This is a genomic window from Bradyrhizobium semiaridum, from assembly GCF_020329505.1.
GTDB lineage: Bacteria > Pseudomonadota > Alphaproteobacteria > Rhizobiales > Xanthobacteraceae > Bradyrhizobium > Bradyrhizobium semiaridum.
In genome coordinates, this window is the sequence record NZ_JAGKJJ010000001.1 from 94,852 (window position 1) to 107,377 (window position 12,526).

The 12,526-nt window shown below is 64.4% G+C and carries 13 protein-coding genes; 8 read left to right on the plus strand and 5 right to left on the minus strand.

The annotated features are described in order from the left end of the window. The first annotated feature begins 42 nt into the window (after positions 1 to 42). Positions 43 to 2,001 (plus strand): hybrid sensor histidine kinase/response regulator, encoded by a 1,959-nt coding sequence (locus J6500_RS00355; RefSeq protein WP_225710687.1) that lies wholly within the window; start codon positions 43 to 45, stop codon positions 1,999 to 2,001. Positions 2,002 to 2,095: 94 nt separating this feature from the next. Here the strand turns inward: J6500_RS00355 and J6500_RS00360 are convergent, their stop codons facing one another. After that, entirely contained in the window at positions 2,096 to 2,278 is a 183-nt protein-coding gene (locus tag J6500_RS00360) for a hypothetical protein (RefSeq protein WP_225710688.1), read from the minus strand. A 170-nt stretch (positions 2,279 to 2,448) separates the two neighbouring features. Beyond that, the gene (locus J6500_RS00365; RefSeq protein WP_225711060.1) at positions 2,449 to 2,784 is read right to left on the minus strand and encodes a hypothetical protein; all 336 of its coding nucleotides are present in this window, start codon (positions 2,782 to 2,784) and stop codon (positions 2,449 to 2,451) included. Positions 2,785 to 2,851: 67 nt separating this feature from the next. Between J6500_RS00365 and J6500_RS00370 the strand changes: the two genes are divergently transcribed. Beyond that, complete coding sequence (locus J6500_RS00370) at positions 2,852 to 3,046, plus strand: DUF3072 domain-containing protein (protein WP_225710689.1); 195 nt, start codon at positions 2,852 to 2,854, stop codon at positions 3,044 to 3,046. A gap of 107 nt (positions 3,047 to 3,153) precedes the next feature. Further along, positions 3,154 to 3,408: a hypothetical protein gene (locus J6500_RS00375; RefSeq protein WP_225710690.1), complete on the plus strand. Its 255-nt coding sequence runs from the start codon at positions 3,154 to 3,156 to the stop codon at positions 3,406 to 3,408. Between the two features lie 180 nt (positions 3,409 to 3,588). Here J6500_RS00375 and J6500_RS00380 read toward each other — a convergent pair whose 3' ends face one another. Further along, positions 3,589 to 3,846, minus strand: coding sequence for a hypothetical protein (locus J6500_RS00380; RefSeq protein WP_225710691.1), 258 nt, complete (start codon positions 3,844 to 3,846; stop codon positions 3,589 to 3,591). Between the two features lie 111 nt (positions 3,847 to 3,957). Here J6500_RS00380 and J6500_RS00385 point away from each other — a divergent pair, with 111 nt between their 5' ends. After that, a complete protein-coding gene (locus J6500_RS00385) occupies positions 3,958 to 6,027 on the plus strand; it encodes an ATP-dependent helicase (protein ID WP_225710692.1) in 2,070 nt (689 codons plus the stop codon). Between the two features lie 159 nt (positions 6,028 to 6,186). On the opposite strand, the gene J6500_RS00390 is transcribed toward J6500_RS00385, so the two are convergent. Next, positions 6,187 to 6,468 carry a PilZ domain-containing protein gene (locus J6500_RS00390; protein ID WP_225710693.1) on the minus strand — a complete coding sequence of 94 codons (282 nt, stop codon included), beginning with the start codon at positions 6,466 to 6,468 and terminating at the stop codon, positions 6,187 to 6,189. A gap of 229 nt (positions 6,469 to 6,697) precedes the next feature. Here J6500_RS00390 and J6500_RS00395 point away from each other — a divergent pair, with 229 nt between their 5' ends. Genes J6500_RS00395 through J6500_RS00405 form a run of 3 tightly spaced genes read left to right on the plus strand, consistent with a single transcriptional unit; the run spans position 6,698 to position 9,729 of the window. Then, on the plus strand, positions 6,698 to 8,104 hold the full coding sequence (locus J6500_RS00395; protein WP_225710694.1) for an MFS transporter: 1,407 nt from the start codon (positions 6,698 to 6,700) through the stop codon (positions 8,102 to 8,104). A gap of 11 nt (positions 8,105 to 8,115) precedes the next feature. Beyond that, positions 8,116 to 9,303 (plus strand): acyl-CoA dehydrogenase family protein, encoded by a 1,188-nt coding sequence (locus tag J6500_RS00400; protein ID WP_225710695.1) that lies wholly within the window; start codon positions 8,116 to 8,118, stop codon positions 9,301 to 9,303. 24 nt (positions 9,304 to 9,327) lie between these two features. Further along, positions 9,328 to 9,729 carry a VOC family protein gene (locus tag J6500_RS00405; RefSeq protein WP_225710696.1) on the plus strand — a complete coding sequence of 134 codons (402 nt, stop codon included), beginning with the start codon at positions 9,328 to 9,330 and terminating at the stop codon, positions 9,727 to 9,729. 242 nt (positions 9,730 to 9,971) lie between these two features. On the opposite strand, the gene J6500_RS00410 is transcribed toward J6500_RS00405, so the two are convergent. Further along, on the minus strand, positions 9,972 to 10,721 hold the full coding sequence (locus J6500_RS00410; protein WP_225711046.1) for a Spy/CpxP family protein refolding chaperone: 750 nt from the start codon (positions 10,719 to 10,721) through the stop codon (positions 9,972 to 9,974). 440 nt (positions 10,722 to 11,161) lie between these two features. On the opposite strand from J6500_RS00410, the gene J6500_RS00415 reads away from it, so the two are divergent. Beyond that, a complete protein-coding gene (locus J6500_RS00415) occupies positions 11,162 to 12,502 on the plus strand; it encodes an ABC transporter substrate-binding protein (RefSeq protein ID WP_225710697.1) in 1,341 nt (446 codons plus the stop codon). Positions 12,503 to 12,526: the final 24 nt, after the last annotated feature.

The window sequence follows — 12,526 nt, forward strand, 5'->3', positions numbered from 1 at the left end:
GCCGATGCCGGGCGCGTTGCGAGGCGGCTGGCAGGATTCATAATGGTTAAAAAGTCGGGACGCCTCGAACGCGGCATTTTCGAAAGTGAGCGCAATTTCCGGCTGCTGGCTGGAGGGGTCGTCGACTATGCGATCTGCATGCTCGATCTGGACGGGCATGTCATCAACTGGAACAAGGGCGCCCAACGTATTACGGGGCACAAGACCAGGGGCATTCTCGGCAAGCATTTTTCGCTGTTCTACCTGCCTGAGGACCGCGCTTCCGGCGCTCCCGAAAAAGACCTGCAGAGCGCCCGCAAGACCAAGCATTTCGCGACCGAGGGTTGGCGAGTCCGCAAGGACGGATCGAAGTTCTACGTGTCCGCCGTGATCGATCCGATTTATGAGAACCGTCGCCACGTGGGTTACGCCATGGTGATCCGCGACACCACCGAGCGGCGTCGGGCGGCGGCCGATCTCGAGGCCAGCGAGAACCAGTTTCGCCTGCTGGTGAGCAACGTCACCGACTATGCGCTCTACATGCTGACGCCGGCCGGTATCGTCGCCAACTGGAATGCCGGCGGTCAGCGCATCAAGGGCTATGCGCCCGAGGAGATCATCGGCCAAAGCTTCGCGCGGTTCTATACGCCGGCCGACCAGGCCTCCGGGAAGCCGGCGCGCGCGCTCAGGATCGCGGAAGAGACCGGGCATTACGTGGAAGAAGGCTGGCGGGTCCGCAAGGATGGTTCGTTCTTCTGGGCAAGCGTCGTGATCCATCCGATCCGCGAAGCGGATGGCACGCTGGTCGGCTTCGCCAAGATCACCCGCGACATCTCCGAGCGCCTCGAGGCGCAACAGAAGCTGGAGCAGGTTCAGCGTCAGCTCGCGGAATCGCAGAAGATGGATGCGCTGGGCCAGTTGACCGGCGGCGTCGCGCACGACTTCAACAACCTGCTGATGATCATCTTGGGCAATCTGCACCGGATCAAGCGCGAGGTGACGAGCGAGCGTGGCCGGCTGGCACTTGGCGCGATCGAAACCGCCTCCCAGCGGGCTGCGTCGCTGACGAACCAGCTTCTCACCTTCGCACGGCGGCAAAGCCTCAATCCGCAGACCATCGATGTCGCGGAAAGGATCGCGTCAGTGCGCGAAGTCCTGAGCAGCGCGCTTGGCAGCAAGATCCAGTTGAGCGTCGAAATCGAGGCGGATGTCTGGCCGATCTTCGTGGATCCGGGCGAACTGGAAACCGCGCTGATCAATCTCGTGGTCAATGCAAGGGACGCGATGCCGGAAGGCGGCATGCTGACGGTCTCGGCCCGCAACGTGCCCGACGCCGATCAGGTGGTCGTGAGCGTCAAGGATTGCGGCCAAGGCATCCCGAGTGACGTGCTGGGCCGGGTCTTCGATCCGTTCTTCACGACCAAACCTGTCGGCAAAGGGACCGGCCTCGGCCTGTCCCAGGTCCACGGTTTCGCCCACCAGACCGGCGGCAAGGTCGAGATCGCGAGTGCGCTTGGCGAAGGCACTACCGTCAGCATCTATCTGCCGCGGGGGACTATTGTGGATCATCCCGAAATCGAGGACCGTCCGGTGCATAAGCCCGCCACGATCCTGCTCGTCGAGGATAATCCCGCGGTGGCTGACGCGAGCACGGGCTTGCTTGAACAACTCGGCTACACCGTGCGCTGGGCGTCGAGTGCCGAAAGCGCCTTGCAGGAACTCGAGAGCAACGGGATTGACGTCGTGTTCAGCGACATCGTCATGCCGGGCAAGATGGATGGCTTGAAGTTGGCGCGCACGATCAGGGACAAGAAGCCCGAATTGCCGATCCTGCTGACCACCGGTTACAGCAACAGCGCGCGCCAGGTGAAATCCGATTTTCCCGTCTTGCGTAAGCCGTTTCACATTCACGAGCTCAGCCGTGAACTGTCAAAGCTGACTGGCAGCCCGTCTGAGACCGCGGACGATGCAACCGCGGGTCAGGAAGATGCCCCGCGGGCGAAAGCCAAGGCCGGGTGCTAAGCGCAGTCCGGATGGCGCAACGTCCCCTCTCCGCGAGCATTCTGTCTGAACAAGGTGCCGGAATTCACGCCAACCCATCGCGGTCGGCGGCACCTTAAGGCTCGGCAGGCCAGCGGCGCCGCACCAGTTGCACCTGCTCGATGCGGCCGCACTGCATGCATCGGTACTGAATGATGTCCTTGCCTTCGGTGCCGGGATAGCTGGTCTCGAGCCGCATTGTCCTGTTGCAGCTGATGCAGGAGATCAGCGTCAGCAGCGGACTGCGGTCGTCATTCATTGATGCCCGTGGTCGCACGGTCGGATCGGCGATCATTGCATTTGACGATGCCATGGAGTCGGACCACACGACGAGAAAATGCCGATCCCCGCGGCTTGGTTCCAGCCGCGAAACCCCGCTTACGCCGTTTCAACCCTGCGGCATGGCGCAGGCAGCCGCCCGGGACCGGTTCAGACCCGCGCGTTGCCCCGGGTGGCGCCGGGTTTGCCCTTGCCCGGCTTCGCCTTGTCGATCGGGCGATCCGCGGAGGAGCGATCTGCGGAGATGCGATCCGTATAGGTTCGGCTCAAGCGTTCGCGAACCGTCGGCAGGCGGTCGCTGCCGCCGGCCGCTTTCCAGCGACCGATCAGCTCAGCCACTTCAGCCCGCATCGCCATCAGCCGCAATGACGCCTCAGTGCAATCGACGTCACGATTGATCTGGTCTCGGACAGCAGCCTCGACCAACGTCATTTCGGCGCGCAAAGCGCTGATCCTTCGGCGAATTTCGTTGATTTTGTTGTCCATGGCTTGCTAGAACAAAAATAGAACACATTGTCAAGTTACGAGTTGGCGAGCGAGGCGGAATATGAGCATGGCAGCAGTGAAATTTGGCGGGGTTGCCGAGCGCATCGATGCGCAGATGACCCGCGCCCAGGCCGCCCGGCTGAGGAGCCTGGCCGAGGAGGCGTATCAGCCCAACCAGTTCGCGCGCGACCTGACGTTCGAGGAAGCGGAACGGCGCATCAGTGCGCTCCGGGCGGAGATCGCGCTGGCGGACTCGTTCTGAAGCGGCCTCGCCTGGGACTACGGGCCGCCACGTCCCCTTAACACTTGATATAGCCTGCGCAGCTAGGTCTGTTCCCGTGGTAGCCGTTTTGCCTCGGGGGTGTTCACGTGCAGGAACTGGAGAAGCGATCGGCGCTCGCCTTCCCGATCATCATGAAGGACGGGCGGACGCTCGCAACCGTCGGCGATGCCGCCGACTATCTGTCCAGGCTGAATGTGGACCAGCGCGAGCGCTCCTACTGGAAGACGGCGATCCTGATGTTCAACAACGCGATGCGCGAGCCGCGCTATCTGCGGATTGCGACCATCAATATCCGTTCGGCTCTTGTGTATGACCGCCTCGTTGACGATGCCGGCGCCTAATTGTGGTGCCGCCGCTACAGCCGAATCGGCCGCGCTTGCGTACAGGCGGTTTCCGTATGGCCGCAAACAAGGTAACGGCGGTACACACCACGGCCGCGCGCTGATCGCGCTCCGGCCGGACTCTGGGGCCGCCTGGGAGGGCCAAGGCGGCCCATTTCTTTGGTGAGACGCCCGAGCGGATCAAAGCATCTTGGAACGGACGAACAGGGCACGCAGCGCGTTGGTCGCGGGAATGCTCAGCATCGCGTTGCCGGCGGCTCGCTCCAGCGCGACGACGGCGTCATCATGCAGCGAGCGGAACTCCATCCATTCGACGGAGCTGAGATTGGTGATGAAGCGGTAGGCTTGGCCGACGGTCGCGAGCGTCACCGTCTCGCCGTTCAGCCGCACCTTGAACGTCGCCTTCAACGGCGTGTCGGATTTGGATACGTCAGCCATGCCGCGGTTGTGCTCTGCGGCGCGACAATGTCAATCGAATTTCTTTGCGGCCCCGCCGCTGCGCCGGCCCCAATCATGGCGATGTCTGTTAGCGTCTGATGGGGGTGATTCGTGCCTGATCCTGCCAACGCAACCTATCTCGATGCGCTCAATCCCGAGCAGCGCCGCGCGGTCGAGCACGGCATCGGGCCACAGGGAACCATCGGCGCTCCGCTGATCGTGATCGCGGGCGCCGGCTCCGGCAAGACCAACACGCTGGCGCATCGCGTCGCGCATCTGATCGTCGCCGGCGCCGATCCGCGCCGCATCTTGCTGATGACATTCTCGCGGCGCGCGGCCGGCGAAATGGCGGCGCGTGTCGAGCGCATCGCACGCCGGGTGCTCGGCGAGCGCGCCGGCGTCATGACCGATGCGCTGAGCTGGGCCGGTACGTTCCACGGCATCGGCGCACGCCTGCTGCGCGAATTCTCCGAATACATCGCGCTCGATCCCGCCTTTTCGATCCACGACCGCGAGGACTCCGCCGACTTGATGAACCTGGTCCGCCACGACCTCGGCCTGTCCAGGACCGAAAGCCGCTTTCCGACCAAGGGCACCTGCCTTGCGATCTATTCGCGCTGCGTCAACGCGGAGCTGCCGATCGAGGCGGTGCTCGGCCAGTACTTCCCCTGGTGCGCAGGCTGGGCCAGCGAACTGAAGCGGCTGTTCGCGGCCTATGTCGAGACCAAGCAGCAGCAGAACGTGCTCGATTACGATGACCTCCTGCTCTACTGGGCGCAGATGGTGACCGATTCCGCGCTGGCCGACGAGATCGGCGGCCGCTTCGATCACGTGATGGTCGACGAATATCAGGACACCAACCGCCTGCAATCCTCGATCCTGCTGGCGCTCAAGCCCAAGGGGCGCGGCCTGACCGTGGTCGGTGACGACGCGCAGTCGATTTATTCGTTCCGCGCCGCGACCGTGCGCAACATCCTGGACTTCCCGGGCCAGTTCAGCCCTGCGGCCGAGATCGTCACGCTCGACCGCAACTATCGCTCGACGCAGCCGATCCTTTCGGCTGCCAACGGCGTGATCTCGCTCGCCAAAGAGCGCTTCACCAAGAACCTGTGGACCGACCGCGTCTCGACGCGCAAGCCGCTGCTGGTCACGATCCGCGACGAGGCCGATCAGGCCCGCTACATCGTCGAGCAGGTGCTGGCGAGCCGCGAGGAAGGTGTGCTGCTCAAGCACCAGGCCGTGCTGTTCCGCACCTCCTCGCATTCCGGACCGCTGGAAATCGAGCTGACCCGGCGCAACATCCCATTCGTGAAATTCGGCGGCCTGAAATTCCTCGACGCCGCCCATGTCAAGGACATGCTGGCGCTGCTGCGCTTCGCCGCCAATCCGCGCGATCGCGTCGCCGGCTTTCGGATCCTGCATTTGTTGCCGGGCGTCGGACCGGCCTCGGCGCAACGGGTGCTCGACCGCCTCGCAGAGGCTGCCGATCCGATCGCGGCGCTCGTCGCACTGCCCTCGCCGCCTCGTGCTGGCGCCGATTGGCGGCTGTTCGTCGAGACCATGGAGAACCTGCGCCACTCGGAATGGCCAGTCGACCTCGAACGGGCGCGGCTGTGGTACGAGCCGCATCTCGACCGCATCCATGAGGACAGCGAGGTCCGCCGCGCCGACCTGATCCAGCTCGAGCAGATCGCGGCCGGCTACCCGTCGCGCGAGCGTTTCCTCACCGAGCTGACGCTCGATCCGCCGGATGCCACCAGCGACCAGGCCGGCGTGCCGCTGCTGGACGAGGACTATCTGATCCTGTCGACGATCCATTCCGCCAAGGGCCAGGAGTGGAAGTCGGTCTATGTGCTCAACGTGGTCGACGGCTGTATGCCGTCCGACCTCGGCGCCGGCACCTCGGCCGAACTCGAAGAGGAGCGCCGCCTGCTCTACGTCGCGATGACCCGCGCCAAGGACGATCTGCACCTGATGGTGCCGCAACGCTTCTTCGTCCACGGGCAGGCTGCCAAGGGCGATCGCCACATGTACGCCTCGCGCACCCGCTTCATTCCGGAGAAGCTGCTGCCGGCGTTCGAGCGAACCGTCTGGCCGCGCGTGGCTGCGGCGGAGCCTGGCTCGGCACGCCGCGCTCCGCCAATCGACATCCACGCCAGGATGCGCGGCATGTGGCGCTGACGCGGCCGCGCGAAAATCGTGGCGGCCGCCGGAACGAAGCCGCCCCTCGTTGCGTTCATTTGGCGTTCGTAATCGGCAAACGACATCCCTGACGGCTTCGGCGCGCGATCGACAAGGACGCGCCGAGGTCGTCTTTTGCAATGCACCCTTTTCTGATCGTCAGGCGGTCGCCACGAAACTCAGTCCGACCCGGGTTTTCTTGGTCCAGATCACCTGGCACTCATAGATGACCGAAGCGTCATCAGCCATCACCAGGCGAAAGCGATGCGGGACATAGGCCGGGTTGTCGACCTCGATGGCGGCCCCTTCGGGGGAGATATTCACGACGACGCAAGGCATCACCGAACCACCCGACGAAATGTAGGCGGGTTCGTTGACCTCGGCACGCGGATGTTTGCGCTTCTCATCCATCCGGCTTTGGCCCGTGAGCGTCTGCGCCAAGGCTTGGCGATTGATCCCGACTGAGTCAACTCCTGGCCCGATCATCCGCCTTTTGCACCGCGATTTGTGCGCAGCAGTAAGCGCCTCGCGTATCGCTTCAATGCAGATGAGCCCCGCGCCGGAGCGGGCTTGTCGTTCGCAGGCCGGCAACGATAGCCTCGCCTCATCCGTGGAGCGCTGGCGCGACGCCCCGGTCAAGAACAATGAACAGGCGCCATGGGGAGACGCCATGTTCGAGATTCTCGATCGCCGGACGACTCTGACCGGCAACCAGATCAAGATCCTTGCGGCAGCCATCATCGGTGATGCGCTCGAGTTCTTCGACTACTTCCTGATCGGCTTCGTGCTCGCCTTCCTGATCGGCCCATGGAAACTCACCTTCGGCCAGTCGGCCGTCGTGCTGATGAGCTCCGGCATCGGCGCCATCCTCGGCGCCTATGTCTGGGGTTGGCTGGCTGACCGGGTCGGACGCCGCATCGTCTTCATCGGCACCGTGCTGAACTTCTCGATCGCGACCGGCCTGCTCTATTTCACGCCCGACAATGGCTGGATCTATCTGGCAATCCTGCGCTTCTTCGTCGGCACCGGCGTCGGCGGCCTGTATTGTGTCGACTTGCCGCTGGTTCAGGAGTTCATGCCTTCGCACAAGCGCGGCTGGGTCGGCGGGCTCGTCACCTGCGTGATCCCGCTTGGAGTCGGGCTCGGGGCCGTGCTCGGCGCCGTCATGGGCTCCGACCAGTGGCGGCTGCTGTTCGCGATCGGCGTACTGCCCTCGCTGATGGTGCTGCTGGTCCGGATCTGGGTTCCGGAGTCGCCGCGCTGGCTGTGCCGGCAAGGTCGTTATGAGGAAGCCCGCAAGTCGCTGGCGTGGGCGCTGCAGGTGCCGCCGTCGGAGCTGCCGCTGCCGAGCGCGGCCGACGCCGGCCCGATCGTCAGGACCAACTGGTTCGACCTGTTCAAATACCCGCGCAGCCTGATCGTCTCCTGGTTCGGCAATGCCGGCGCGCAGACCGGCGTTTACGGCATCACGCTGTGGGCCCCGGCGCTGTTCGTGCTGCTGCTCAAGGTCACGCCGCAGGAGGCCGCCAAGATGATGATCCTGCTCAGCGCCACCGGTTTCATCGGCCGCGTCTCCTTCTCCTATTTCTCCGAGTTGATGGGCCGGCGCATCGCCGGCGGCCTGCTCGGCTTCGGCGCCGGCGCGCTGACCATCATCGCCGGCTATCACTACGATTCGACGCTGTTCGGTCTATCGGCATTCTGGCTGGTGCTGGCCGCCGCGTTCTTCTTCGCCGACGGCGGCTTTGCCATCGTCGGGCCCTACGCAGCTGAGGTCTGGCCGTCGCACCTGCGCACCACCGGCATGGGCTCGGCCTATGGCTTCGGCGGCATCGGCAAGATCATCGGACCAGTCGGCCTTGCCCTGATCGTCGGTTCGAACAACTACCTCAAGCCGGATGTGCCGATGACGCAGATCCCGACCGCCTTCGTCTATCTCGGCTGCTGGTTCCTGATGGCGGGCGCCGTTTATTTCTTCCTCGGCATGGAGACGCGCGGCAAGTCGATCGAGCAGATCGACCGGGAATTGAACGCCACGGCCGACGTCGCGGCTGCCGCGAAGATCCGCCAGGCGTGACGGTGGCAGCCATGAACACTACCTCCGCCGATCTTGCGGGCGATCAGGACGTGATCGCCCGAGCCGAGGCGATCCAGGATGCCGTTGCGGCGGCCTCCGACGATATCGAGACGACCCGGCGCCTGCCGCCCGACCTGCTGGACCGGCTGCATAAGGCACGGCTGTTCCGCCTGCTGCTGCCGCGCTCGACCGACGGGATCGAGACCGATCCCGTCACCTTCTTCCACGTCATCGAGGCGATCGCGAAGGCCGATGCCTCGACGGCGTGGTGCCTCAGCCAGGCCGGCGGCTGTGCGATGTCGGCCGCCTATCTCGACCTGCCGGTGGCACAGGAGATCTTCGCCGACCCGCGCGCGGTGCTGGCCTGGGGGCCCGGTCCGAAGGTCAAGGCGATCGAGTGCGAGGGCGGCTACCGCGTCACCGGCGTCTGGGCGTTCGCCTCGGGCGGACGGCACGCCACCTGGCTCGGCGCGCACTGCCCGATCTATGCCGCGGACGGCACGCCGCGCCGTGACTCCAATGGCGAGCAGCTCGAGCGCACCATGCTGGTGCGCACCGAGGACGTCGCATGGACCGACATCTGGAACACGGTCGGCCTGCGCGGCACTGCCAGCGACCAGTTCGCTCTGAACGATTTCTTCGTGCGGTCGGATCATTCCATCACCCGTGAATTCGACCGCGAGTGCCGCGAGACCGGCCCGCTGTACCGGATGAGCAACCACACCTGCTATCAGGTCGGCTTCGCCGGGGTCGCCTGCGGCATCGCCCGCAGCGCGCTGGATCAATTCGTCGACGTCGCCCGCAACAAGGTGCCGCGCGGCATGAAGAAGACGCTTCGCGACAACGCGGTGGTGCAGTCCGGCCTCGCCCAGGCCGAGGTCAACCTGCGCGCCGCCCGCGCCTTCCTGCTGCAATCGATGGCCGACATCTGGAAGGACCTGGTTGCCGGCAACAGCATCACGGTCGCCCAACGCATCACCATTCGGATGGCGGCGACGCACGCGATCCACAAGGCGCGCGAGGCGGTTGACTTCGCCTACAATGCCGCTGGCGCCACCGCGATCTTCGATGGTCATCCGCTGGAAAGGCGCTTCCGCGACATCCATACTGTGACCCAGCAATTGCAGGGCCGGCTCAGCCATTTCGAGACCGTCGGCGCCTGGATGCTGGGCGCCGAGGCCGACCTCAGCTTCGTGTGATCCGGTTTCTCAAGGAGACGAACCATGCCATTGGGCGGACTACAGCATTACACCATCGAACCGCAGGATCTTGAGCGCACCAAGGACTTCTATTGCGATGTGCTCGGGCTCGAGAACGGTGATCGGCCGCCGCTCGATTTCCCCGGCTACTGGCTCTATTCCGGCGGCCAAGCCACCGTCCATCTGATGGGCACCCGGAAGCCCCGCGAGGGCATTGTGGTCCGCGGCACCGAGAAGAAGTATGAAGACACCGGCCGCCTCGACCACATCGCCTTCGCCGCCACCGATCTCGACGGCGTGCGCAAGCGCCTCACGGCGAGGAACGTCGCGTTCCGCGAGCAGATCGTGCCGCGCACCGGCGACACCCAGATCTTCCTCTACGACCCCGACGGCATCGGCGTCGAGCTGAACTTCCCAAAGGCCTGAATCGCCGTCCGGAATCTCAGTGATCGGCCGGCTACTCACCGGCCGATTGCAGTTGCACAACCGGTTCCCGACAACGCCGCGACTCGGCCATCACTCGGGCGCGATCCGGTCGGCTTTTCTTCAACATTGAATGACGATGTAACCGCGCCGCGCCGCTGCGGCAGAATAGCCGGGTGCCGCGCCTTTCAACCCCTACCCCAGGGCCTGGTGGCCCGGCTATTCGTCCCCACTTGCCTCGGCAATCAATCCAGCCCGCGCTCGTGGCTGAGGCGAACCATTTCCGTGATGAACACCTGCTTCTGCTTGTCGTCGAGGCTCGCATACAGCGGCTCGGCGGCATCGGCGACGTTACGCTGATCGACCGCCCGGTCGTTGAGGAACTGGGCCTCGTTGCGCATCTGCTCGATAATGTCATCAGGCGGATCGCGCTGCGCGCGCGCGATCCGCAAGTTGAGCCGGTCGGCGCCGTTGTGGCCGAGATAATGCATCGCGCTGTTGAATCCGGCCCAGTGCTCCTCCTGCTCCGGCGTCAGGTTGAGCTCCTTCTTGATCCGCTCGATGTTGGCGTCGCTGTTGGCCACGATCTGCTCGGCCGTGAGCTGCGGCGCCCCAGGCTGGGTCAGCACGGTCGGTTGCGGCTTGGCGCCCTTGTCCTTGCCGGCCTTGGCGGATTTGCTGCCTTTGGCACCCTGTTTGTCGCCGGTTGCCGGCGCGTTCTTGCCATTGGCAGCATTGCTGCTTGGCGTGTTGCCATTGTTGCCGGTGAACACGCCGGTGACGCCGGTCACCACCCCGACGACGCCGCCGATGGCCCCGCCGAGAACGCCGCCGACCGGTCCGGCCGCCTTGCTGCCCTCGCGTGCGCCCTTTTCGACGCCCTGCACGATTTGCGCCTCGGCGATATCAGGCGTGGCGCCAAGCGCGACGGCGGCGGCCCCGAGCGCGACGCACAGTTGCCATCGCATGCGCAGTTTCGCTACCGGGATGGGCATGATCGGATCTCCATGATCGATGGTGGAACGGCTCAGGGTGGGACGTCGACGAATCCGGATGTTATCGTCCCGGACTCCATCAAGTCTATCGCCCGCGCCGTCGGCGGTGCGATGACGACCGCGCTCCGACCGGTGCGGCCTGCGGCTCAACCGCGCACCGTGCCTACCCGATGATTGCGCTGTCGTTTGCGTGCGGCGCAGCATGAAACGCGAGACATCACAAACGGCCTGCAATTGCAGTCCTGCAAGACGCGCTGCCTGCGTTTTGACCACAACATTAGTTCTACGCGCACGAGCATCTGCTTTCTCGACAGACGGCGGCAATTCTGTTCTGATTACAACAACGAGGTCTCGAGACGCCGCGAACGCGGCGCATAAAAAAATAAAACAACCGAGATTTCCAAAGTCTTTGTCCGTCGGCTCACCAGGGAGGGAACGCCATGTCACGGAAGAAGCTTTCACGACGACAATTCGTTGCTGCGACAGCGCTATCATCGGCCGCGCTGATAACTGCTCCTTACGTGCGTGGCGCGTATGCTGCCGGCAAACTCTCGATGGCCTTTTGGGATCACTGGGTGCCCGGCGCCAACAAGGCGTCCGAGGAGCTCGTCAAGGCATGGGCCGAGAAGGAGAAGGTCGAAGTCACGATCGACTACGTGCCCAGCCAGGGCAACAAGAACATCCTGACCATCGCCGCCGAGGCGCAGGCGAAATCCGGTCACGACATCTTCGCGATGCCGACCTGGTGGTGCCACTCCAATTCCGAACAGCTTGAGCGCGTCGACGACATCATGGGCCCGATCATCGCCGAGAATGGCGCGGTCAACGGCACGGTGCAGTATCTCGGTCAGCTCGACGGCAAATGGCTCGGCGTTCCCGCCTCCGTCGGCAGCCAGATCAAGGGCCCCTGCTCGCGCATCGACCTGATGAAGAAGCATGCGGGCATCGACGTGCAGGAGATGTATCCGGCCGGCAGCCCGCCGAAGGCGGACAACTGGACGTTCGACACCTTCCTCAAGGCGGCCGAAGCCTGCCACAAGGCCGGCTTCCCGTTCGGCATCGGGCTCGGGGAGACCAGTGACAATGTCGATACCGCCGGCGCGATCTTCCAGTCGTTCGGCGCACACCTCGTCGACGCCAAGGGCAACCTCACCGTCAAGACCGACGCGGTGCGCCAGGCGCTGGAATTTTACAAGAAGCTGATCGGCTTCCTGCCGCCGGATGTCTCGGCATGGGACGACGCGTCGAACAACAAATGGCTGGTCTCCGGCAAGGGCGCGCTGATCATGAATCCGCCGAGCGCCTGGGCAGTTGCCAAGCGCGATGCGCCACAGGTTGCCGAGCAATGCTGGACCCACGGCTTCCCGGCCGGCCCGAAGGGACGATTCGCGCCGTATCTGCCCTACTTCTGGAGCATCTGGAACTTCTCCAAGAACAAGGAGGCGGCGAAGAGCCTGCTGGTGCATCTGTCGAAGCCCGCCTCGATCGAGAAGATGTGCGTGGCGAGCGGCGGCTACGACCTGCCGGCCTACGAGAAGCTCACGACGTTGAAGGTCTGGCAGGAAGAAGGGCCGCCGAAGGGCACGCTCTTTCACTACCCGAACCCTTACAAGCACCAGACCCTGTCGATCGCAGCCTCGCCGGCACCGCCCAAGGTGGCGCAGCAGATCTACTTCCAGGCCACGCTCACCAAGATGTGCCTGAGATATCACCAGGGCGAGGCGATGGAGAAGACGCTCGCCTGGGCCGAGGGCGAGTGCGAAGGCTTCATGCGGAGCTGACGGACGCAAGCCTGCGTGCGGCTG

Excerpts from the sequence above, each read along its gene's own strand:
- J6500_RS00355 (WP_225710687.1), top strand. The coding sequence starts at position 43 with ATGGTTAAAAAGTCGGGACGCCTCGAACGCGGCATTTTCGAAAGTGAG.
- J6500_RS00360 (WP_225710688.1), bottom strand. The coding sequence starts at position 2,278 with ATGAATGACGACCGCAGTCCGCTGCTGACGCTGATCTCCTGCATCAGC.
- J6500_RS00365 (WP_225711060.1), bottom strand. The coding sequence starts at position 2,784 with ATGGACAACAAAATCAACGAAATTCGCCGAAGGATCAGCGCTTTGCGC.
- J6500_RS00370 (WP_225710689.1), top strand. The coding sequence starts at position 2,852 with ATGGCAGCAGTGAAATTTGGCGGGGTTGCCGAGCGCATCGATGCGCAG.
- J6500_RS00380 (WP_225710691.1), bottom strand. The coding sequence starts at position 3,846 with ATGGCTGACGTATCCAAATCCGACACGCCGTTGAAGGCGACGTTCAAG.
- J6500_RS00395 (WP_225710694.1), top strand. The coding sequence starts at position 6,698 with ATGTTCGAGATTCTCGATCGCCGGACGACTCTGACCGGCAACCAGATC.
- J6500_RS00400 (WP_225710695.1), top strand. The coding sequence starts at position 8,116 with ATGAACACTACCTCCGCCGATCTTGCGGGCGATCAGGACGTGATCGCC.
- J6500_RS00405 (WP_225710696.1), top strand. The coding sequence starts at position 9,328 with ATGCCATTGGGCGGACTACAGCATTACACCATCGAACCGCAGGATCTT.
- J6500_RS00410 (WP_225711046.1), bottom strand. The coding sequence starts at position 10,721 with ATGCCCATCCCGGTAGCGAAACTGCGCATGCGATGGCAACTGTGCGTC.
- J6500_RS00415 (WP_225710697.1), top strand. The coding sequence starts at position 11,162 with ATGTCACGGAAGAAGCTTTCACGACGACAATTCGTTGCTGCGACAGCG.